The sequence below is a fragment of the Streptomyces sp. NPDC032822 genome, assembly GCF_055578825.1.
In genome coordinates, this window is the sequence record NZ_JBVIOL010000029.1 from 55,410 (window position 1) to 75,039 (window position 19,630).

The 19,630-nt window shown below is 69.3% G+C and carries 12 protein-coding genes, 1 tRNA gene and 1 rRNA gene; 2 read left to right on the forward strand and 12 right to left on the reverse strand.

The window, feature by feature from the left end; translation table 11 throughout:
- Positions 1-76 precede the first annotated feature (76 nt).
- On the forward strand, positions 77-868 hold the full coding sequence (locus tag ACZ5VD_RS41000; protein ID WP_468685546.1) for an SDR family NAD(P)-dependent oxidoreductase: 792 nt from the start codon (positions 77-79) through the stop codon (positions 866-868).
- Here ACZ5VD_RS41000 and ACZ5VD_RS41005 read toward each other — a convergent pair.
- From ACZ5VD_RS41005 to ACZ5VD_RS41045, 9 genes are all read right to left on the reverse strand, one after another.
- Positions 816-1,094 carry a hypothetical protein gene (locus tag ACZ5VD_RS41005; RefSeq protein ID WP_468554406.1) on the reverse strand — a complete coding sequence of 93 codons (279 nt, stop codon included), beginning with the start codon at positions 1,092-1,094 and terminating at the stop codon, positions 816-818. The two genes, ACZ5VD_RS41000 and ACZ5VD_RS41005, sit on opposite strands and share 53 nt — an antisense overlap.
- A gap of 397 nt (positions 1,095-1,491) precedes the next feature.
- Positions 1,492-1,872, reverse strand: coding sequence for a helix-turn-helix domain-containing protein (locus tag ACZ5VD_RS41010; RefSeq protein ID WP_217237494.1), 381 nt, complete (start codon positions 1,870-1,872; stop codon positions 1,492-1,494).
- A gap of 109 nt (positions 1,873-1,981) precedes the next feature.
- Entirely contained in the window at positions 1,982-2,539 is a 558-nt protein-coding gene (locus ACZ5VD_RS41015; RefSeq protein ID WP_468685548.1) for a CinA family protein, read from the reverse strand.
- Positions 2,536-3,384: a CDP-diacylglycerol--glycerol-3-phosphate 3-phosphatidyltransferase gene (gene pgsA / locus ACZ5VD_RS41020; RefSeq protein WP_468554407.1), complete on the reverse strand. Its 849-nt coding sequence runs from the start codon at positions 3,382-3,384 to the stop codon at positions 2,536-2,538. The genes ACZ5VD_RS41015 and pgsA overlap by 4 nt, the downstream gene beginning before the upstream one ends.
- Positions 3,381-4,880, reverse strand: a complete 1,500-nt coding sequence (gene rimO, locus ACZ5VD_RS41025) for a 30S ribosomal protein S12 methylthiotransferase RimO (protein WP_468554408.1) — start codon at positions 4,878-4,880, stop codon at positions 3,381-3,383. The genes pgsA and rimO overlap by 4 nt, the downstream gene beginning before the upstream one ends.
- A 102-nt stretch (positions 4,881-4,982) precedes the next feature.
- On the reverse strand, positions 4,983-5,825 hold the full coding sequence (locus tag ACZ5VD_RS41030; protein ID WP_468554409.1) for a helix-turn-helix domain-containing protein: 843 nt from the start codon (positions 5,823-5,825) through the stop codon (positions 4,983-4,985).
- A gap of 234 nt (positions 5,826-6,059) precedes the next feature.
- Positions 6,060-8,756, reverse strand: coding sequence for a DNA translocase FtsK (locus ACZ5VD_RS41035; protein WP_468554410.1), 2,697 nt, complete (start codon positions 8,754-8,756; stop codon positions 6,060-6,062).
- 169 nt (positions 8,757-8,925) lie between these two features.
- On the reverse strand, positions 8,926-9,606 hold the full coding sequence (locus ACZ5VD_RS41040) for a response regulator (RefSeq protein ID WP_468554411.1): 681 nt from the start codon (positions 9,604-9,606) through the stop codon (positions 8,926-8,928).
- Positions 9,607-9,924: 318 nt separating this feature from the next.
- Positions 9,925-15,411, reverse strand: coding sequence for a HAMP domain-containing protein (locus ACZ5VD_RS41045; RefSeq protein ID WP_468554412.1), 5,487 nt, complete (start codon positions 15,409-15,411; stop codon positions 9,925-9,927).
- A 377-nt stretch (positions 15,412-15,788) separates the two neighbouring features.
- Between ACZ5VD_RS41045 and ACZ5VD_RS41050 the strand changes: the two genes are divergently transcribed.
- Positions 15,789-18,542, forward strand: a complete 2,754-nt coding sequence (locus ACZ5VD_RS41050; RefSeq protein WP_468554413.1) for a SpoIIE family protein phosphatase — start codon at positions 15,789-15,791, stop codon at positions 18,540-18,542.
- A gap of 58 nt (positions 18,543-18,600) precedes the next feature.
- Here the strand turns inward: ACZ5VD_RS41050 and ACZ5VD_RS41055 are convergent.
- The 3 genes from ACZ5VD_RS41055 to rrf form a co-directional block, all read right to left on the reverse strand.
- A tRNA-Thr gene (locus tag ACZ5VD_RS41055) sits at positions 18,601-18,676 on the reverse strand.
- 85 nt (positions 18,677-18,761) lie between these two features.
- Positions 18,762-19,424: a DegT/DnrJ/EryC1/StrS family aminotransferase gene (locus tag ACZ5VD_RS41060; RefSeq protein ID WP_468554418.1), complete on the reverse strand. Its 663-nt coding sequence runs from the start codon at positions 19,422-19,424 to the stop codon at positions 18,762-18,764.
- Between the two features lie 114 nt (positions 19,425-19,538).
- Positions 19,539-19,630: ribosomal RNA gene (gene rrf / locus ACZ5VD_RS41065) — 5S ribosomal RNA — on the reverse strand; the annotation flags it as partial.

Consider the following 19,630-nt stretch of genomic DNA (forward strand, 5'->3'; position numbering starts at 1 on the left):
ACACGGTGGAAGACGGCGGAACACAGCGGCGCACAACTAATTGACGGGCCGTCAGAAACCCTCGTACCGTCCCTTCATGCCCCTCAAGGCGTACGACCTCACCGGCCGGACCGCGTTCGTCACCGGCGCCGCCAGCGGCATCGGCCGCGCCTCGGCCGTCCTGCTCGCCTCGGTCGGCGCCGTCGTGCACTGCGCCGATCTCGACGCCCCCGGCCTGGACGAGACCGCGAGAGCCATCAAGGACACCGGCGGTACCGCCCACACCCACACCCTCGACGTCACCGATCGCCGACAGGTCCACGAGGCCGTCGCTTCCTGCGAGCGCCTGGACGTGATGGCCGCCGTCGCCGGCATCATGCACAGCAGCCCGGTCCTGGAGACCCGGGACGAGGACCTCGACCGGGTACTGAGCGTCAACTTCAAGGGAGTGCTGTACGCCTGCCAGGAGGCCGCCCGCCTGATGCTCGCCCGTCACACGCCCGGCAGCATCGTCACGATGGCCTCGGGCGCCGTGGACACCGGCGGCCCGGGCCTGCTCTGCTACGGCGCGTCCAAGGCGGCCGTCGTCCAGCTGACGAAGACGCTGGCGACCGAGGTGGGCCGCCACGGCATCCGGGTCAACGCGGTCGCGCCGGGCTGGATCCGCACCCCCATGACCGACCACACCGCCGCCACCACCGCCAACGCACAGGCACAGGCACAGGCACAGGCACACACGGAATCACGGATGGCCCGGATGTCCCCCCTGGGCCGGGTGGGCGAACCGGAGGACGTCGCACAGGCCGTCCTCTACCTGGCCTCGGACGCCTCGTCCTTCACAACGGGCCAGATCCTGCGTCCGAACGGTGGGGTGGCGATGCCGTGGTAGTCCGTGCCGTCCGCCAGGCCGCCACCCACCGCCCCGAGGCCACGGCTCCCGCCGCCCGCCCCTTGGGCACACAGTGCACGGGAAGCAGGCTCAGCCCCCATCCCCCGGCCGCGACGGCCCCTTCCAGCACCCCAGCGCCCGGTGCCAGCGCGAGCCGCAGCACGGCCCACCACCACAGTGCCCCCAGACCGAGACCCGCCCCCCAGCGCACTATCGGCCCCGCCATGGACGTCACCTCCAGCCCCGATCAGCGCCGATCGCCCCGACGCTAGGTCGCCGCCTCACCCACAGGAAGGGCGCATCGGCGGCACACAGGTGCACCGCCCGTCACTCGCTTCAGACGTGGCACAACCCAGCTCCACCATGACCGCCACCGATCACACCGGCAAACGGACCGCGGACGCCCGAACCCGCGAAGCACCTCACAAACCCCGCATTCGACCAGGCCACGGACCACAGAGCAGAAACCGCTGCCCCCGCACCACGCGAAAAAAACCCCGACCGCTCTCCTCCGGGTCTCCCCGGAGCAGCCCCGGCCGGGGCCTTGCACATGTCTTCAGTACGTCCGCAGCATCATCCGCACGCGATCAGCGCACGTCAGCGCGGGCACACGCGCGTGAGTCTCACGCGGCGACGACGTTCACCGCTTCGGCGGGCGCCTTGATCGTCACCCGTTCCGGTGGCACACCGGCCACCGAGACGGAACCCAGCATCGGGCGAACCGGCGTCGGTACAGGCTCACTGGGGGTGGCCGCAGCGGACTGGGCCAGCTCGGCGAGGGCGAGTTCGTCACTCACTTCCCGCATGAGCTCGGACATCCGTACGTCCAACGCGTCGCAGATGGCGGACAGCAGTTCGGAGGATGCCTCCTTCTGCCCCCGCTCCACCTCGGAGAGATAGCCGAGTGAGACTCGGGCGGACGAGGAGACTTCGCGCAGAGTACGGCCCTGGCGCTGGCGCTGCCGACGCAGCACGTCACCCAGCAGGCGACGGAGCAGAATCATCGGTGGCTCCCTCCTCGGACCGCGTAGCCGCATCCTTCTCGCCCCACCGTACCGCCTTGCGCCGCGGCCGTGCGGGGAGCGATGTCGTGTTCACTCAGGGCTGCAAACATCAAAACCCCCCGTTCCGTTCCGTATCCTGTGCCCGCTCATTCTCGGACTGTTCGCTCGCAAGCTGCTCCAGGAGCAGCGCGAGTACGCTCCGTACACTCTCCATACGAATTTCCGCCCGGTCGCCGTTCAACCGCAGCGCGGTCACTTTCCCGCCATCGGTTGTGCCGGAGGCCGCCGCGAAGGGACCGTCGAGGGCGACGAAAACCGTCCCGACGGGCTTGCCGTCCTGTGGTTCCGGACCGGCGACTCCGGTCGTCGCGATGCCCCAGTCGGCACCGAGCGCCTTGCGCACCCCGGCTGCCATCAGGCTCGCGACCTGCGGATCCACCGCTCCACGCGCCGCCAGGAGAGTGGCGTCGACGCCCAGCAGTTCATGCTTCAGTTCGGTGGCGTAGGCCGTCACCGAACCCCGGAAGGCCTTGGAGGCCCCGGGTACAGCTGTGATTTCCGCCGCCACCAGTCCGCCGGTGAGCGACTCGGCGACGGCGAGGGTCTCACCCCTCACCGTGAGTAGTCTCACCACTTCAACGGCCAGATCGAGGGCCGGGGAACTCACCCTTGTGTCCCCTCCAACGCGGCCTTGCGCTCGGCGATTCCCTGCCGGCGCAGCACAATGGCCTGTCTCACATAGTCGAGCCCGCTCACGACGGTCAGCACGACCGCGGCGGCCATCACCCAGAACCTCAGGGTGGCCAGCCATCCCGTCAGCGCCAGGACGTACATCCCGACGGCCACGCCCTGGGTGAGGGTCTTCAGCTTGCCGCCGCGGCTCGCGGGAATGACGCCGTAGCGGAGGACCAGGAAACGCAGCAGCGTGATCCCGAGTTCTCGGCCGAGGATGACGACCGTCACCCACCACGGCAGGTCGCCGAGTGCGGACAGACAGATCAGCGCCGCCCCCATGATCGCCTTGTCGGCGATGGGGTCGGCGATCTTCCCGAAGTCGGTGACGAGGTCGTAGGTGCGGGCCAGATGGCCGTCGAACAGGTCGGTGATCATCGCGACGGCGAAGGCGGCCCAGGCGAACGAGCGCCACGCCGGGTCGTATCCACCGTCGGCGAGCATCAGCGCCACGAAGCCCGGTACCAGCAGCAGCCGGAGCATGGTCAGCAGATTGGCGATGTTCCAGACGCTGGCCTGGTTGACGGCGGCGGCCGCGAGCTTCCCGCCACGCGCGGTCTTCGCACCGGACTCGGCACCGAGGTCCGTACCGGAGTCGACACCGGAAACACCGGAAACACCCGGCCCACTCGCAGCGCCGGAACTACCGCCAGCACCCGGAACAGACCCGGAGACGGCGGCGGCGACACCGGCCACGGAGGCGGCACTCGGGGCGGTGCCCGCGGCCACGCCCTTCGCGGCGGAGGGGCCACCCGCGGCGGACGCCGGGACTCCGGTCATCTGCCCGCCTCCTCACTACAGTCGAGCGAGCCCTGCAGCGGCTCGGCCACCAGGTCGACACCTTCCGTGCCGACCACCTTCGCCTCGACGATACGACCGACGCTCAGTCCTTCGCCGCTCGTGAGCAGCACCTGGCCGTCGGTCTCGGGCGCCTGGTGCTCCGCGCGGCCGTACACGCCCTCGACGGGGTCCACCGACTCGACCAGCACGTGCACGGTCTCGCCGAGCCGCTCCTCGGCCCGCTGCGACACGAGTTCCTCGGCGAGCCGGGAGACCCGGGCGAGCCGCTCGGCGACGACGTCCTCGTCGAGCTTGTTCTCGTACGTCGCCGCTTCGGTGCCCTCCTCGTCGGAGTACCCGAAGACGCCGATGGCGTCCAGCCGCGCGCCGTTCAGGAAGCGCTCCAGCTCGGCGAGGTCGGCCTCGCTCTCGCCGGGGAAGCCCACGATGAAGTTGGAGCGCACGCCGGCCTGGGGCGCCTTGCTCCGGATGGTGTCGAGCAGTTCCAGGAAGCGGTCGGTGTCGCCGAAGCGGCGCATCGCGCGCAGCACACCGGGCGCGGAGTGCTGGAAGGACAGGTCGAAGTAGGGCACGACCTTGGGCGTGGAGGTGAGCACGTCGATGAGTCCGGGCCGCATCTCGGCGGGCTGGAGGTAGCTGACGCGCACCCGCTCGATGCCGTCGACCTCGGCGAGCTCCGGCAGCAGGGACTCCAGGAGGCGGATGTCGCCCAGGTCCTTGCCGTACGACGTGTTGTTCTCGGAGACCAGCATGACCTCCTTGACGCCCTGCTCGCCGAGCCAGCGCGTCTCGTTCAGCACGTCGCTGGGGCGGCGCGAGATGAAGGAGCCGCGGAAGGACGGGATGGCGCAGAAGGAGCAGCGCCGGTCACAGCCGGAGGCGAGCTTCACCGAGGCGACGGGGGCGCCGTCGAGGCGGCGGCGCAGGGGCGCACGGGGTCCGGAGGCCGGAGCGAGACCGTCCGGCAGGTCGGCGGGGGCCACCGGGGTGTCCTCGGCGGCCGGCCCGTGTCCCGGCAGCGCGACGGACGCCGCCGACTCCTGACGCTCGGCGGGGCTGATGGGCAGCAGCTTGCGGCGGTCGCGCGGGGTGTGGGAGGCGTGGATTCCGCCGTTCAGGATGGTCTGCAGCCGGTCGGAGATGTCGGCGTAGTCGTCGAAGCCGAGCACGCCGTCGGCCTCGGGGAGCGCCTCGGCGAGGTTCTTGCCGTACCGCTCGGCCATGCAGCCCACCGCCACGACGGCCTGGGTTCTGCCATGACCCTTGAGGTCGTTGGCCTCCAGAAGGGCGTCGACGGAGTCCTTCTTGGCGGCTTCGACGAAGCCGCACGTGTTGACGACGGCCACGTCCGCGTCGGAAGCGTCCTCCACGAGAGCCCAGCCGTCCGCCTCCAAACGGCCTGCGAGCTCCTCCGAGTCCACCTCGTTACGGGCGCAGCCAAGAGTGACGAGTGCGACGGTACGGCGTTCAGGCATGGGCTCAAGACTACTTCGTCCCACTGACACCCCACGTCGACGGGGTTGGCCGATCTTGGCCAACCCCGTCCACACCCGTCCGGTCCCGACCGGGACCCGGTCCTAGCCGACCTGGGGATCGCCCTTCGTGTACGTGAGCCGCTCCACAGCTCCCGCCTGCCAGTCGTCGTCGATCTTCTTGCCGTTCACGTACAGCTGGATCGCCCCGGCGTCACCGAGAACGAGGTTGACCTTCTCGCTGTCCTGGAAGGTCTTGGTCTCGCCCTGCTGGAGCAGGCCGTCGAACAGGAGGCGGCCGTTGTGGTCCTTGGCGGAGATCCAGCTCTTTCCGTCGGGCGCGCTGACCTGGACGGTCACCTTGTCCTGGGGGGCGGCGGCGATGGCGCTGTCCGAGGGCTCCGGCTTCGGGTCCTCGGGCTTGTCGTTCTTCGGCGTGGGAGAGGCGGCCTTGCTGGTCGCGGGCTTGGAGCCCTCGGCGACCTCCGTCTTGGTGCCTCCGTCGCCGTCACCGCCCTTGAACGCGGTGAAGCCGACGAAGCCGATCACGGCGACGATCGCGGCGACCATGGCCGCGGTCCAGTTGGGCCCGCGCCGCTCGGGACGGATGCGTTCCGCCTCGAACAGCGGAGCCGCGGGGGTCGGCGCCGGACGCCCGCCGTGGGCGTCGTCGTATTGGGCGAGCAGCTGGGCGGGATCGAGACCGACGGCCCTGGCCAGGGTCCGGATGTGCCCGCGCGCGTAGACGTCGCCACCACAGGGCGTGAAGTCGTCCGCCTCGATGGCGTGCACGATGGGAAGGCGGACACGAGTGGCGGAACTGACGTCGTCGACGGTCAGTCCGGCAGCGATACGCGCCTGCTGGAGGGCACGGCCGATCGAGGGGCGGGCTTCCTCACGGTCGTCTTCGAAGGGACGCTCGTCTTCAGGGGAGTTGCCGAGGGACACGGGGGCGCCTTTCGAGCGTTTTAGCCGCCTGTGCTGGAGGTTCAGTCTATGGGGGGTACGAAAGGGTGGGGCAACCGGGCGGTGGCACTTTGTACGCCATCGGAATGGCCGGACACGCCGACGGCGGGACAGCGGCTTTCCGCTGTCCTCAACTTGACGTACGCCGAAGGGAAACGGTTGCTCAATGATCCCTTACGAGTGAGTCACGATCGAACAGCGGCCTTGGGGCTCCCTTTAAGCCTCCCCGCGGATCACCGCGAGCACTCCGTCCAGCTCGTCAGCCTTCACAAGAACGTCACGAGCCTTTGAGCCTTCGCTCGGCCCGACGATGCCCCGGGACTCCATGAGGTCCATGAGCCGTCCGGCCTTGGCGAAGCCGACCCGCAGCTTCCGCTGCAACATGGAGGTCGACCCGAACTGCGTGGAGACGACCAGCTCGGCGGCCTGGCACAGCAGGTCGAGGTCGTCGCCGATCTCCTCGTCGATCTCCTTCTTCTGCTTGGTGCCCACCGTGACGTCGTCCCTGAAGACCGGCGCCATCTGGTCCTTGCAGTGCTGGACGACCGTCGCGACCTCGTCCTCGGTGACGAAGGCACCCTGCATGCGGGTGGGCTTGTTCTGCCCCATCGGCAGGTACAGCCCGTCGCCCTTGCCGATCAGCTTCTCGGCGCCGGGCTGGTCGAGGATGACCCGCGAGTCGGCGAGCGAGGAGGTGGCGAAGGCGAGCCGCGAGGGCACGTTCGCCTTGATCAGACCGGTGACGACGTCGACCGAGGGCCTCTGGGTGGCGAGCACCAGGTGGATGCCGGCCGCGCGCGCGAGCTGCGTGATCCGCACGATCGAGTCCTCGACGTCCCGCGGGGCGACCATCATCAGGTCGGCGAGCTCGTCGACGATCACCAGCAGATACGGGTACGGGGACAACTCGCGCTCGCTGCCCTCCGGCGACTTCACCTTGCCGTTGCGCACGGCTTCGTTGAAGTCGTCGATGTGCCGGTAGCCGTAGGCCGCCAGGTCGTCGTAGCGGAGATCCATCTCCCGGACGACCCACTGGAGCGCCTCGGCGGCCCGCTTCGGGTTGGTGATGATGGGCGTGATCAGGTGCGGGATGCCCTCGTACGCGGTCAGCTCGACGCGCTTGGGGTCGACGAGGACCATCCGGACGTCCTCGGGGGTCGCGCGGACCATGATCGACGTGATCAGGCAGTTGATGCACGAGGACTTGCCGGAACCGGTGGCTCCGGCGACCAGTACGTGGGGCATCTTCGCCAGGTTGGCCATCACATAGCCGCCCTCGACGTCCTTGCCGAGCGCCACGAGCATCGGGTGGTCGTCCTCGGCCGCCGCCGCCAGCCGCAGGACGTCACCGAGGTTGACCATCTCCCGGTCGGTGTTCGGGATCTCGATACCGACCGCGGACTTGCCGGGGATCGGGCTGATGATCCGGACGTCCGGGCTGGCCACGGCGTACGCAATGTTCTTGGTCAGCGCGGTGATCCGCTCGACCTTCACGGCGGGACCGAGTTCGACCTCGTAGCGCGTGACCGTCGGCCCGCGGGTGAAGCCGGTGACGGCGGCGTCGACCTTGAACTCGGAGAACACGGTCGTGAGCGAGGCGACGACCGCGTCGTTGGCCGCGCTGCGGGACTTGCCGGGGCCCCCGCGCGTGAGGAGGTCGAGAGAGGGCAGCGAGTACGTGATGTCGCCGGACAGCTGGAGCTGCTCGGCGCGCGCCGGCAGATCGCGGGGCACGTCGGGCGCGGCCTTGGTGAGGTCGGCGACCCCCGTGTCGAGCTTCTCCTGCCTGGGGCGCGCGGCCGGCTTCGGTACGGGTTTCGGGGTCGTTGTCGTCTCCTCGCGCTCCCCCTGGCTCACGCCCTGGGTGAGGTCGGCGACGATCGGCGAGGGCGGCATGCCGTGCAGTACGGCACCGTCGAGCGCGGCGGCTGCTGCCGCCGCGACGTCCACGGCGTCCATGGGACGGCCCAGATCGGGCTGTGGGACAGCGGAGCGCCTGGGGCGGCCACGACGCCGCGAGAGGGCCTCCTGCTCCGCTCCTTCGGGGTCGTAGTCCGTGGGGGCCGGGCCGCGTCGGCGCCCGCGCGCGGGCAGCGCCTCGCGCCACTGGTCGTCGTAGCGTTCGTCGTCCTCCCCCAGCTCGTCCTCGGAGGGGTCGTGGACGATGCCGAGCCGCACCCCGAGCAGCCGCAGCCGCTGCGGGATGGCGTTGACCGGCGTGGCCGTGACGACCAGCAGTCCGAAGACGGTCAGCAGGACGAGCAGGGGTACGGCGAGGACCTCGCCCATGGTGTACGTCAGCGGGGTCGCCGCTCCCCAGCCGATCAGGCCGCCGGCGTCCCTTATCGCCTGCATGCCCTCGGACCGCGCGGGCGATCCGCAGGCGACGTGGACCTGGCCGAGCACGCCGACGACGAGCGCGGACAGACCGATCACGATGCGGCCGTTGGCCTCGGGCTGCTCGGGGTGCCGGATGAACCGTACGGCGATGACCGCGAGCAGTATCGGCACGAGCAGGTCGAGCCGGCCGAAGGCGCCGGTCACCAGCATCTCGACGAGGTCGCCGACGGGACCGCGCAGGTTCGACCAGGTACCGGCCGCGACGATCAGCGCGAGGCCGAGCAGCAGCAGGGCGACTCCGTCCTTGCGGTGGGCCGGGTCGAGGTTCTTCGCTCCCTGCCCTATCCCGCGGAACACCGCGCCGACGGCATGGGCCATTCCGAGCCAGACGGCACGCACCAGTCGGTAGATGCCCCCCGTGGGGCTGGGTGCCGGCCTCGGCGGCGCGGCTTTCCTCGCCGCGGCCTTCTTGGCCGGCGCCTTCTTGGCGGGAGCCCTTTTCGCAGCGGCCTTCTTCACCGGAGCGGCCGCCTTCTTGGCGGGCTTCTTGGCTGCGGAGGGACGTGAGGCCATAGATGTGAGGTTACCGGTGGAGACGACAGGGGACACGTGTGCCCGATGCTTCACCCGTTCGTGTCGCGCTTCCGGAAGCGGTGGGCTGACGCCGACTCACTTGGCCGGGAACTGCCCGACGGTGCGGGATCCGAACGCCCGCACCGGGGCAACCCGCCCCACCGGAGCCTCAGTTCTGCGACGGCATCACGGGAGAACTGCCCGTGCCGGGCTCCAGAGCGTCCAGGGCCCGCCGCAAGCCGGTGAGTTTGCGTTCGAGATGAGCGGCCGTGGCCACGGCCGCCGCGTCGGCGGACTCGTCGTCCAGCTGCTTCGACAGCGCCTCGGCCTGCTCCTCCACCGCCGCCAGCCGCGCCGACAGCTCGGCGAGCAGCCCCGCCGGCTCCTTCGCGTCCCCGGCCGCCGCCTTGCCGCCGCCCTCCAACTGGAGCCGCAGCAGTGCCGCCTGCTCCCTGAGCTGGCAGTTCTTCATGTACAGCTCGACGAAGACGGAGACCTTGGCGCGCAGCACCCAGGGGTCGAAGGGCTTGGAGATGTAGTCCACCGCCCCCGCCGCGTACCCACGGAACGTGTGGTGCGGTCCGTGGTTGATCGCGGTGAGGAAGATGATCGGGATGTCCCGGGTCCGTTCTCGCCGCTTGATGTGCGCGGCCGTTTCGAAACCGTCCATACCCGGCATCTGGACGTCCAACAGAATGACCGCGAAGTCGTCCGTCAGCAGCGCCTTGAGCGCTTCCTCCCCGGACGATGCCCGCACCAGCGTCTGATCGAGCGCGGAGAGAATGGCCTCCAGCGCCAGCAGATTCTCCGGCCGGTCATCGACCAGGAGGATCTTGGCCTTCTGCACCATGGCCCGCCCTCCTCGCCCCGGCGTGGGGCCTCCCCTGTCCGCAGGACTTGGGTTGGCGCCGACCGGCGCCGCCCCAGGGGACGACTCCCTTGCGCCGCCCGTCCTTGTGCCGGTCATCGTAGCCGCACCCCGCTCGTCGCCACACCCTGTCACCGCGATGTCACTGTGCACGAAGCAGAAACGCGGCGAGAGACCAGAAGGTTCCCCGAATCCCGTACTTCTACACGGCCTCCGCCACCCAGAGTCGGCAACTCCGCGTATCCGCCGAAGGTTCCCGCCACATCCGCACGAAGCCCTCGCACGACCCTGACGATCCGGTCACTCCCCACGCATCCACTGATCCATCACGGTCAACAGGTGATCCGGATCGACCGGCTTGGTCACATAGTCGGAAGCGCCCGACTCGATCGCCTTCTCCCGGTCGCCCTTCATCGCCTTCGCGGTCAGCGCGATGATCGGCAACCCGGCGAACTGCGGCATCCTGCGGATCGCCGTCGTCGTCGCGTAGCCGTCCATCTCGGGCATCATGATGTCCATCAGAACGACCGCCACATCGTCGTGCTGCTCCAGGACCTCGATGCCCTCGCGGCCGTTCTCCGCGTACAGCACGGACAGTCCGTGCTGTTCGAGGACGCTGGTCAGCGCGAAGACGTTGCGGATGTCGTCGTCGACGATCAGCACCTTCTCCCCGCCGAAGCGGATCCCGCGGCGCGGCTTGGGAGCCACCTGCTGTTCCGCCGCCACGGGCCACTGCTCCTGCTGTGCGAGACGCTGCTCGATCTCCGGCACCGGCCGGCGACGGCGCCTGAAGAGCGCGGCGGCACCGTTCTGCGTCTCCCGGTACGACCGCACCTCGGCCGGCGTCTCGACCTCCACGTCGGACAGCTCGTCCGCCTCGGCCCGCCCCGAGGCGGACGCCACGAGGTCGCCGGCCTCCAGCGCCGGCACCAGGTGCTGATAGCCCTGCGTCGGCAGTTCGCTCGGGTGCAGCGGCAAATACAGCGTGAAGGTCGATCCGCGTCCCGTCTCGCTCTGCGCGTGGATCTCACCGCCCAGCAACTGCGCGATCTCCCGCGAGATCGACAGCCCGAGCCCCGTCCCTCCGTACTTGCGACTCGTCGTACCGTCCGCCTGCTTGAACGCCTCGAAGATCACCCGCATCTTGCTGCCCGCGATCCCGATGCCCGTGTCCGTGACGGAGAACGCGATCAGGTCGGCGTCCGCGTCCCGCAGCGAACCGGCCTCCAGGAGCTGCTCCCGGATCGCCACCGGCACCTCCCGGCCGGCGGGCCGGATGACCAGCTCGACGGCCCCGGAGTCGGTGAACTTCACCGCGTTCGACAGCAGGTTGCGCAGCACCTGAAGAAGCCGCTGTTCGTCGGTGTGCAGCGTGGCCGGCAGCTCCGGCGACACCCGCACGGACAGGTCTAGGCCCTTCTCCGCGGTCAGCGGCCGGAAGGTCGCCTCCACGTAGTCGACGAGCTGGACGAGCGCGATCCGCGTCGGGGAGACGTCCATCTTGCCCGCCTCCACCTTCGACAGGTCGAGGATGTCGTTGATCAGCTGGAGCAGGTCGGAACCGGCCCCGTGGATCGTCTCGGCGAACTCGACCTGCTTCGGCGAGAGGTTGCCCTCCGCGTTGTCCGCGAGCAGCTTCGCCAGGATCAGCAGCGAGTTGAGCGGCGTACGCAGTTCGTGCGACATGTTGGCGAGGAACTCGCTCTTGTAGCGCATCGACACGGCGAGCTGCTCGGCGCGCTCCTCCAGGACCTGCCGCGCCTCCTCGATCTCGGTGTTCTTCACCTCGATGTCGCGGTTCTGCTGGGCCAGCAGCTCCGCCTTCTCCTCCAGCTCGGCGTTCGAGGCCTGCAGGGCCTTCTGCCGGTTCTCCAACTCCTCCGACCGCTCACGGAGTTGCTCGGTCAGCTCCTGGGACTGCTTCAGCAGCACCTCGGTCTTGGTGTTGACGGAGATGGTGTTGACGCTGGTCGCGATCATCTCGGCGATCTGGTTGAGGAAGTCCTTCTGGATCTGCGTGAAGGGAGTGAAGGAGGCCAACTCGATGACACCGAGGACCTTGCCCTCGAACAGCACCGGAAGGACGATCACCTGCGCGGGCGGAGCTTCGCCGAGCCCCGAGGAGATCTTCAGGTAGCCGCTGGGAGCGTTCTCCACCAGGATCGCGCGCTTCTCCTCGGCGGCCGTCCCGATCAGCGCCTCACCGGGCCTGAACGACGTCGGCATGGAGCCCATGGAGTAGCCGTACGACCCGAGCATCCGCAGCTCGTACCGGTCCTCCGCCTCGGCGCTGACGTCCTTGCCGTCCAGGAGCGGCATGGCGACGAAGAAGGCGCCGTGCTGCGCGGTCACCACCGGCGTCAGCTCGCTCATGATCAGCGAGGCCACGTCGGCGAGGTCGCGGCGGCCCTGCATGAGGGCGGAGATGCGGGCGAGGTTGCCCTTGAGCCAGTCCTGTTCCTTGTTGGCGATCGTGGTGTCACGCAGGTTGGCGATCATCTTGTTGATGTAGTCCTGGAGTTCCTGGATCTCGCCGGACGCGTCCACGTCGATCTTCAGGTTCAGGTCGCCGCGGGTCACCGCGGTCGCCACGCGCGCGATGGCACGCACCTGCCGGGTCAGGTTCCCGGCCATCTCGTTCACCGACTCGGTGAGGTCCCGCCATGTTCCGTCGACGTCACGCACGCGTGCCTGGCCGCCCAACTGGCCTTCCGTGCCCACCTCGCGGGCGACCCGGGTGACCTCCTCGGCGAACGACGACAGCTGGTCGACCATCGTGTTGATCGTCGTCTTGAGTTCGAGGATCTCGCCGCGGGCGTCGATGTCGATCTTCTTGGTCAGGTCGCCCTTGGCGATGGCCGTGGTCACCATGGCGATGTTCCGCACCTGACCGGTCAGGTTGGACGCCATCTGGTTCACCGACTCGGTGAGGTCCTTCCACGTGCCGGCCACGCCCGGCACCCGCGCCTGACCGCCCAGGATCCCGTCCGTACCCACCTCTCGGGCCACCTTGGTGACCTGGTCGGCGAACGAACTCAGCGTCTTCACCATGGTGTTGAAGGTGTCCGCGAGCTGCGCGACCTCGCCGCGCGCCTCGATCGTCACCGTGCGGGTCAGGTCGCCGTTGGCGACGGCCGCCGCGACCTGGGAGATGTTGCGCACCTGCACGGTCAGGTTGTTGGCCATCAGGTTGACGTTGTTGCTGAGGTCCTTCCAGATGCCCGTGGCGCCCGGCACATGCGCCTGGCCGCCGAGGATGCCGTCCGTGCCCACCTCGCGGGCCACCCGGGTCACCTGCTCGGCGAACGACGACAGCTGGTCCACCATCGTGTTGACGGTGGTGACGAGTTCGAGGATCTCGCCCTTCGCGTCGACGGTGATCTTCTTCGACAGATCGCCCTTGGCGACCGCGGTGGTGACCTCGGCGATGTTGCGGACCTGGATGGTCAGGTTGTTCGCCATGAAGTTCACGGACTGCGTGAGGTCCTTCCAGGTGCCGGAGACACCCTGTACCTCGGCCTGCCCGCCGAGGATGCCCTCCGTACCCACCTCACGGGCCACCCGCGTGACCTCTTCGGCGAACGACGACAGCTGGTCCACCATCGTGTTCAGGGTGTTCTTCAGCTCCAGGATCTCGCCGCGCGCGTCCACGGTGATCTTCTGGGACAGGTCACCGCGGGCCACCGCCGTGGCCACCTGCGCGATGTTGCGCACCTGGCCGGTCAGGTTGGACGCCATACCGTTCACGGAGTCGGTGAGGTCACGCCACACACCGGCGACGCCCGGTACCTGCGCCTGACCGCCGAGGCGGCCCTCCGTGCCCACCTCGCGGGCGACCCGGGTCACCTGGTCGGCGAAGGCGGACAGCTGGTCGACCATCGTGTTGATGGTGTTCTTCAGCTCCAGGATCTCGCCGCGCGCGTCGACGTCGATCTTCTGGGACAGGTCGCCCCGGGCCACCGCCGTCGTCACCTGGGCGATCTGCCGCACCTGCGAGGTGAGGTTGCCACCCATGAAGTTGACGGAGTCCGTGAGCTCCTTCCATGTACCCGAGACACCGGGTACGACGGCCTGCCCGCCCAGCCGGCCCTCGGTGCCCACGTCCCGGGCCATCCGCGTCACCTGGTCGGCGAAGGCGGACAGCTGGTCCACCATCGTGTTCACGGTGTTCTTCAGCTGGAGCATCTCGCCGGAGACGTCCACGGTGACCTTCTGGGAGAGGTCGCCGTTGGCCACCGCGGTGGTCACCTGCGCGATGTTCCTCACCTGTCCGGTGAGATTCCGGAACGCCGTGTTGACGGAGTCCGTCAGGTCCTTCCACGTACCGGCGGCCCCCGACACCTGCGCCTGACCGCCCAGCTCACCCTCGACACCGACCTCGCGCGCCACCCGCGTGACCTCGGCACCGAACGCCGACAGCTGGTCCACCATCCCGTTGACGGTGTTCTTCAGCTCCAGCATCTCGCCGGCCACGTCCACGGTGACCTTCTGCGAGAGGTCACCGCTGGCCACGGCCGTCGTCACCTGCGCGATGTCCCGCACCTGGATGGTCAGGTTCCGGAAGACCGTGTTCACCGAATCGGTGAGGTCCTTCCAGGTCCCGGCCGCACCCGGCACATTCGCCTGCCCGCCGAGCCGCCCCTCGGCACCGACCTCGTTGGCCACCCGCGTGACCTCGTCGGCGAACGTCCGCAGCGTCTCGGTCATCTGGTTGATGGTGTCGGCGAGCTGCGCGACCTCGCCGCGCGCCGAGACCGTCACCTTCTGCGACAGGTCACCACTGGCGACCGCCGTCGTCACCTGGGAGATACCGCGCACCTGGGCCGTCAGGTTGCCGGCCATCAGGTTCACCGAATCGGTGAGGTCCTTCCACACCCCGGCCACACCGGGCACCTGCGCCTGGCCGCCCAGCTCGCCCTCGACACCGACCTCGCGCGCGACGCGGGTCACCTCGGAGGAGAACGACGACAGCTGGTCCACCATCGTGTTGACGGTGTTCTTCAGCTCCAGCATCTCGCCGGCCACGTGAACCGTGACCTTCCGGGACAGATCACCCTTCGCCACGGCCGTCGTCACCAGCGCGATGTCCCTCACCTGGGCCGTCAGCCGGTACGCCATCGTGTTGACGGACTCGGTCAGGTCCTTCCACGAACCGGACATACCGCGCACTCGGGCCTGTCCGCCCAGCTTGCCCTCGGTACCGACCTCGCTGGCCACCCGCGTGACCTCGTCGGTGAACGTCGACAGCTGGTCGACCAGGTTGTTGACGGTCCGCCCGACCTTGAGGAACTCCCCGCGCAGCGGATGCCCGGTCCCGTCCGGCGCCTGCGTCCGCAGCTCCATACGCGGCGACAGATCACCCTCCGCCACCGCGGACAGCACCCGGCTGACCTCGGAGACGGGCCGCACGAGGTCGTCGACCAGCGCGTTCGAGGCGTCGATCGCGGCCGCCCAGGAGCCCTCGGAAGCGCCTGTTTCCAGCCGTTCCGTGAGCTTTCCCTCACGACCCACCATGCGCCGCACCCGGGACAATTCACCCGTCAAGTGGAGATTACGGTCGGCCACCTCATTGAAAACCGCCGCGATCTCCGACATCACGCCATCGCCGGACACCGTGAGCCGCTTGCGGAAGTTCCCGTCGCGCATCGACACGAGGGCCGTCAGCAACCTGTTCAGGGCAGCCGTGTCCACAGCGGTGGTCCCATTGCCAGATTTGCGCTGGTTACTCTGGGACTGCCCGCCTTTCGCACGCGTCTTCGTGCCCCGCGTCGCTGCGCCAGACTCCACTGTGTCCCTCCCGCAGGGGTCGACCGTTACTGCTGTGCTCAGGTGTTGCTGCTCGGCTTGCCGGTTACTGCTGCGTATCCATGCCCGCTATATCAGGCCGCATCCCGGGGCTGCTGCCCACGGTGTGCACATCACACCCAGCCTGCCAGTACCTTCACCAGAAGCTTGCCCAGTGTTTCACCCTGGCCGAACCAGGCCATAACAGTTCGGCAGCTTCGCACATCGTCCGCACACCCTCCGGACGGAAACACTGCAGACCGGCATCCGCGTGGACGGGGAAGGTAAGTAACCTTGCATGCGGCTGTCCAGCCGTGCCGGTCTGTCCGGCCTGGGCGGTGGCACGAGAACGAGCGGGCATCGGAGGGGCGGCCGCACACATGACCACCGGACTGATCCCTGGGGAACAGCCCCCGGACCCCCGGCCGACGGGCATCCTGCCGCAACAGCGGCACGAGCCGGTCGGCCAGGCAGCCCTGCACGTCGACAACCGGTCGAGGAGTTCTGTGATCACCGCGCGCGCGGCCGCCAGCTTCGATCCCGTCGGGCGATCGGTCGCGAGCGCCCGCTCCTTCGTCCGCGACACCCTCCAGGGCTGGGGTTTCGCCGACATCATCGACGACGCCGTGGTCCTCACCAGCGAACTGGTGACCAACGCCGTGGTGCACGCGGGCACCTCCGCGGACGTCCTGTGTCTACGGAGCGACGAGGGCGTACGGATCGAGGTCGCCGACCGCTATCCGGAGCGCGAGATCCCTCTCCAGGGCCAGGTCACGACGATGGCCAACCCGGACCGCGAGGGCGGCCGCGGCCTCCAGCTCTGCGCGGCCCTGTCCGGCCGCTGGGGCGTGGAGTACACGCCGACCCACAAGCAGGTCTGGTTCCAGCTCGACCTTCCCGAACGCCCGGTGGGCACCCGCGCCGCGGGCCCCGCGCTCCCCGCCGCCCTGCTCCCGCTCGCCGACGGCCGCGTCCGCGTCGCCGTCGTCCAGATCGACCGCACCGGCGCCCTCACGTCCTGGAACGAGGACGCCGAGGAGCTCTTCGGGTACGCCGCCGAACAGGTCCTCGGCAAACCGCTCACGGACCTGGCCGCCTGGCCGCACACCCCGGGCACCAGCACCGGCATCGCGGAGGCTCTCCGGCTCTCCCGCTGGGAGGGCAGTTACGGCATCAGAGCCGCCAACGGCCGGGTCAGTTCGGTGTACGCCTCCCACCTCCGCGTCCGTGACACGGCCGGCGAGCCCTCCACGGTCTGCCTCCTGGTCCGCGACCACGAACGGGCCGTCCTGCAGACCCCGTTGCGTGTCCCCGCGTCCGACACCTCTCCCGCGTCCGACGGCCAGAGCACGGACCCCTTCGAGGTGTTCATCGGCTCCCCGGCCCCGGACGACCTCGACGGCCTGCTCCAGCGCACGGTCGAACGCGCCCGCGACATGCTCGACGGCGACTCCGCCTTCCTGCTCCTCGCGACGGACGACGAAACGGAGTTGGAGGTCCGCGCCTCCACCGGCCTGCCCTCCGCCCGCCAGCGCTTCGCCCGCGTCCCCGTGGAGGCCGGCCCCGGCCGCTACGGCTCGGCCCGCATGCCGGCCGTCCACGAAGACCTCACGGCCGTACCGGGCGCCGTACCGCTGCTGAGCGGCACCGGCATGCGCTCGGTCGTCACGGTCCCCCTGAAGGTGGAGGGCCGCCTCACCGGCTCACTGGGCGTCGCCGCCGAGTCCCCCGCCAGATACTCGAACGAGGAGGCGCTGCGCCTCCAATTCGCCGCCGACCGCATCGCGTTGGCCGTCGAGTCCGCCCGCCTCGGCGAACTCGAACGCCTGCGCCGAGGCTCCCTGAGCTTCCTCGTCGAGGCCTCCGACCTCCTCGCCGGCACCCTGGACCGCGACCAGACGCTGGCGCTGATGGCCCAGATGACGGTCCCGACCCTGGCCACCTGGTGCGCGGTCTACACCATCGCCGACCAGGCCTCCGAGCCGTATCTGTCGTATGTCCTGCACGAGGACGAGGAACTGATCGACGGCATCAAGTCGTTGCTGTCGAAGATCTCCCCGCCCGACCCGGTCCCCACCCCGGGTGCCCGCGTCTGGTCGGCTCCCGGCGAGGCGGCCCACCAGTCGGCCCTGCGCAGCTCCATGCGCAGCCTCGGCCTGAGCGGCGGCCCGCCCCACAAGGTGTCCTCCGGCATCGGCCCGACGCTCGCCACGGCCTCCGCCGTCGGCGGCGAGACCGTGGTCCTGCCGCTGGTCGCCCGCAACCGCGTCATCGGCATGCTCACTTTGGGCAAGCCCACGGACGAACACTTCCGCCAGGAGATCCTGGAACTGGCCGAGGACCTGTCCCGCCGGGCCGCTCTGGCCCTCGACAACGCCCGCCTCTACTCCGAGCGCACCGCCATCAGCCAGGCCCTCCAGCGCAGCCTCCTGCCGCCGGAACTCCCCGTGATCGACGGAGTAGAGGTCGAGGTCATCTACCGCGCGGCCGGCGAGGGCAACGAGGTGGGCGGCGACTTCTACGACCTCTTCCCGATCCGCGACGGCGCCTACGGCTTCGCCATCGGCGATGTCTGCGGCACCGGCCCGAACGCGGCGGCCGTCACAGGCCTGGCCCGTCACGCGCTCCGACTGCTGGCCCGCGAGGGCCTGAGCGGTCCGGCGGTCCTGGAGCGCCTGAACTCGGCGATCCTCGACGAGGGCGCCCGCAGCCGCTTCCTCACCCTCCTCTACGGCGAGTTGTGGCCCCAGGAGGACGGCAGCGCCCTGCTGAAGGTGGTCTGCGCCGGCCATCCCCTGCCCCTCCGCCTCCGCCAGGACGGCACGGTCGAGCCGGCCGCCGAACCCCAGCCGCTCCTCGGTGTCATGGAGGACCTGGAGCTCTACGAGGAGACGGTCACCCTCGATCCGGGCGATGTCCTCCTGTGCGTCACGGACGGCGTCACAGAACGCCGTGAAGGCACCCGCATGCTCGGGGACGACGGCCTCGCCGACGTCCTCACCACCTGCACGGGCCTCACGGCGGGCGCGGTGGCTGCCCGCATCATGCGCGCGGTGGAACGCTTCGCGCAGGACGCCCCGTCCGACGACATGGCGATCCTCGCCATGCGGGTACCGGGCCTCCACAAGGACTGACGGAACCGAAGAGGGCATGAGAAAGGCCCCCGCCCGGAAGGGCGGAGGCCTTTTCTTGTGGAGCCCCCCAACGGAATCGAACCGTTGACCTTCTCCTTACCATGGAGACGCTCTGCCGACTGAGCTAGGGGGGCCTGTCACCTTGCGGGGTTTCCCCCGCGGCAACGAAATAGATCATACCCCGAACAGACCGGTGCTCCCAACCGTGCCCAACTGCCTTCAGAAGGCCGGTTGGAGGAGTCCCCCGAGGGCGTTGCACGCACCGACGATCCGCTGCATGTCCCGCTTGGTCAAGGCGGCTTCCACCGGCAGCGCGAGCGTGTCGTCGGCAGCCCGCTCGGTCTCCGGCAGCGCCACGCACCGACGGTATTCGGGCAACCGGTGCACCGGCGCCTTCACCGGCACCCGGCAGTCGACACCCCTGGCCCGCACGGCCCGGGCGAAGGCGTCCCGATCCGGCCGCCCGTTCCCCGGCACCCGCACGACGTACTGCTGGTAGGTGTGCCCGTCCCCGCCGTCAGGCGTCCGCACACCCCTCAACTTCGTATCCAGATAGGCGGCCCGCTGCCGCCGCTGAGCGATCTCGTCGTACGGCGCCTCGGACTCTCCCTCTTGGAGTACGAGCAGCCCGTGCCGTTCTCCCACTCCGAGCAGCCGCACCATGTCGGCCGGCCGGCCGAAGCGGTGGACGACGACGATGGCCGCCGTCCGCGGAGTTACGGCCGCGTCGACAGCGGACGCGTCGAGGCAGTAGGAGACCGGATCTATGTCGGCGAACACCGGAAGCCCTCCGGCCAGAACCACGGCCTCGGCGACCTCGACGTTGCCGAAGGCCGGCACGATCACCTCGTCACCGACGCCGACACCAGCGGCCCGGAGCATTGCAGCAGTACCCATGCCACTGATCGTGGTTGCGCAACGTGAACTTCAAGTGACGCACAACAAAAAAGGGTTGGACCCCGAACCGAAGTTCAGGATCCAACCCTTTGAAAGATTGTTCGGCGGCGTCCTACTCTCCCACAGGGTCCCCCCTGCAGTACCATCGGCGCTGTAAGGCTTAGCTTCCGGGTTCGGAATGTAACCGGGCG

Excerpts from the sequence above, each read along its gene's own strand:
- ACZ5VD_RS41000 (WP_468685546.1), top strand. The coding sequence starts at position 77 with ATGCCCCTCAAGGCGTACGACCTCACCGGCCGGACCGCGTTCGTCACC.
- ACZ5VD_RS41005 (WP_468554406.1), bottom strand. The coding sequence starts at position 1,094 with ATGGCGGGGCCGATAGTGCGCTGGGGGGCGGGTCTCGGTCTGGGGGCA.
- ACZ5VD_RS41010 (WP_217237494.1), bottom strand. The coding sequence starts at position 1,872 with ATGATTCTGCTCCGTCGCCTGCTGGGTGACGTGCTGCGTCGGCAGCGC.
- pgsA (WP_468554407.1), bottom strand. The coding sequence starts at position 3,384 with ATGACCGGAGTCCCGGCGTCCGCCGCGGGTGGCCCCTCCGCCGCGAAG.
- rimO (WP_468554408.1), bottom strand. The coding sequence starts at position 4,880 with ATGCCTGAACGCCGTACCGTCGCACTCGTCACTCTTGGCTGCGCCCGT.
- ACZ5VD_RS41035 (WP_468554410.1), bottom strand. The coding sequence starts at position 8,756 with ATGGCCTCACGTCCCTCCGCAGCCAAGAAGCCCGCCAAGAAGGCGGCC.
- ACZ5VD_RS41040 (WP_468554411.1), bottom strand. The coding sequence starts at position 9,606 with ATGGTGCAGAAGGCCAAGATCCTCCTGGTCGATGACCGGCCGGAGAAT.
- ACZ5VD_RS41050 (WP_468554413.1), top strand. The coding sequence starts at position 15,789 with ATGACCACCGGACTGATCCCTGGGGAACAGCCCCCGGACCCCCGGCCG.
- ACZ5VD_RS41060 (WP_468554418.1), bottom strand. The coding sequence starts at position 19,424 with ATGCTCCGGGCCGCTGGTGTCGGCGTCGGTGACGAGGTGATCGTGCCG.